The following is a 2,138-nucleotide window of genomic DNA, read 5'->3' as shown; positions in this document are numbered from 1 at the left end:
CACCATCATGGGTATTAAATAGGGCGCAAATCATGCCATCATCCAATGGAAATTACCATTGAGAAGATAAACACGCGTGCAGATCCATATCAGTTATTTCTTGATTCCATAAGAAACGAGTCAACTAAGCGAAGATACAAAAATTTGCTTTACATGTTTCTCAAATTAATTCCTAATCAGATCTATTCTGAACATCTTGGAAAAATACCAAAAGACAGGAATGCCGAAGCGTTGGCAGCGTTTTTTGTAAATCTTGCAAAAAAGAACGTCGATATTACATCTGATGTTATAGCAGCATACATCAAAGAAGACAAAAAGAGAGTAGAGAAAGGAGAGATTAGCTCCCAGACTCTACCCAATCACATCAAGCCAATCAGGGCACTGCTTGATGCAAACCGCATCCCGATTCACTGGAAGTCTCTAAACAAGTTACTTCCGCGACGTGAATCAAAATCAAAGGACAGAGCTTACACAACTAAAGAGATACAAAGAATGCTGGATGTCTCAAATGATATTACTGATAAAGTTATAATTTTGTTATTCTCATCTGCTGGATTTCGCTTAGAGTCTTGGGATTATTTTACATGGAAAGATGTGATATTTTTCCAAAACGATGATGGAACATACAAGGGAGCTTCTTTGCTAATTTACCGCGGAGATCCTGAGAGTTATTGGACATTTATCACACCAGAAGCATGTAATGTACTTGATCTATATCGAGAAAACTGGAAGGCAGACATCGGACATTATCCAAAACCAGATGATCCTCTCATCAAAGCTGTCAAGTTACCTCTTGTCAAAAGACTAAATCATAAAGGAGTTAGAAAACGAATCGATAAAGTTGTGCATGACATTGGCCTGAGACCTACGTTGCCTCCAGGACAGAGAAGACATGAGGTACAGCTAGATCATGGCTTTCGAAAATCATTTCACACCAATCTTAGACGTGCTAAAGTCAACTATGCAGACATGGAGGACATGATGGGACACAGAATAGGGCTGGAAAAGCACTATGAGAGATATAACGAGGAAGATTTTGAGCGATTTCCTGAGTATCAAAAGGCAATTCCGTTTCTTACAATATCCGATACAGAGAGAGTCAAGTTTGAAAATCAGCAGCTAAAAGAAGAGAAATCGGTTATGGAGAAAAGAATTCCTGAATTGATTCAAAATGCAGTAGAGCGAATCAAGATAGATTTACAAAAAGAGGGCTGGAAAACTATCTAATTCTTTCAGCTCTGTCAATTTGACAGAGCTGAATTTATCTTATCTGCTCATTGTAAACATTATCTGTTCAGCTCTCCCAAATTGGGAGAGCTAAATCAAATTGAGAGTTTGGCAATTCATCAGAGCAAGATGTTAGCTAGTCCAATTTGGCCGAGCTAAAGTGGATTTTGACGGCTTTGTAATTCATTGGAGTTAAGATGTTAGCTGTGACAAATTGTCACAGCTAAATTTAATTTTAAAAATTGTGAGATCCACCAAAACGGATCTGAAAGCCATCAGATAGCGATAGCTCCGTCAAATTGACGGAGCTAATTATGATTTTAGTAGATCATGACAAATCACCATCATACTTAAGAACATGAACTCGATGCCATCAGATGCAATGAATTTCATAGTAGAAATGATATGCAGTGCATGCTCTGCAGGAGACTGCAAATACCATCAACGGAAAATACTTGCAAAAGACAGCATTACTGGATTGGAAATCGAAGCAAGATGTGCTTGTAAAAATCACGAGGTAAATTCAAAAATTGGCTAGAAATACATCGATTCATCTTTCAATTCCTTCTAAATCTTTGGATCAAATTGAAGATTTTATGAAGTCAAAACGAATTCAAAGTAGAACTCAGGCAATTCAATATTTGATTAGAATTGGGTTGAAAATGGATGAATTCAAGGTAAAGTGCAGTGATCCTGAATTTGTCAAAGAAATGGATAACGAATGGAAAGTGGAAGAAACTGCAGATTGGATAGATAGTTTATCTTATCAACAGAAGGAAATTATTGGAAGAGCATGGGAGATTGCTAAACGAAAACGAGAAAGAGAATTAAATCAAATGATTCATTAGATATGTTGTATATTATACATACAATATACATACAACATACATACAACATACATAACATACTTA

At 36.6% G+C, this 2,138-nt stretch carries 3 protein-coding genes; all 3 read left to right on the top strand.

Annotated features, from left to right (window positions below):
* The first annotated feature begins 45 nt into the window (after positions 1-45).
* The 3 genes from BG20_RS01495 to BG20_RS01490 all read left to right on the top strand — a co-directional run bounded on the left by BG20_RS01495 (position 46) and on the right by BG20_RS01490 (position 2,075).
* Positions 46-1,227, top strand: coding sequence for a site-specific integrase (locus BG20_RS01495; protein WP_010189957.1), 1,182 nt, complete (start codon positions 46-48; stop codon positions 1,225-1,227).
* A 358-nt stretch (positions 1,228-1,585) separates the two neighbouring features.
* Positions 1,586-1,765, top strand: coding sequence for a hypothetical protein (locus tag BG20_RS12090; protein ID WP_133936168.1), 180 nt, complete (start codon positions 1,586-1,588; stop codon positions 1,763-1,765).
* Positions 1,758-2,075, top strand: coding sequence for a hypothetical protein (locus BG20_RS01490; RefSeq protein WP_010189956.1), 318 nt, complete (start codon positions 1,758-1,760; stop codon positions 2,073-2,075). The genes BG20_RS12090 and BG20_RS01490 overlap by 8 nt, the downstream gene beginning before the upstream one ends.
* The last annotated feature ends 63 nt before the right edge of the window (positions 2,076-2,138 follow it).

Origin of the sequence: Candidatus Nitrosarchaeum limnium BG20, assembly GCF_000241145.1 — an archaeon.
Classification (GTDB): Archaea; Thermoproteota; Nitrososphaeria; order Nitrososphaerales; family Nitrosopumilaceae; genus Nitrosarchaeum; species Nitrosarchaeum limnae.
Note: the sequence above shows the minus strand (reverse complement) of the source record. Positions and strands in the feature narration are given on the sequence as shown.

What these genes read in the sequence shown, in the direction of transcription:
- BG20_RS12090 (WP_133936168.1), top strand. Translation starts at nt 1,586, where the DNA reads ATGAACTCGATGCCATCAGATGCAATGAATTTCATAGTAGAAATGATA.
- BG20_RS01495 (WP_010189957.1), top strand. Translation starts at nt 46, where the DNA reads ATGGAAATTACCATTGAGAAGATAAACACGCGTGCAGATCCATATCAG.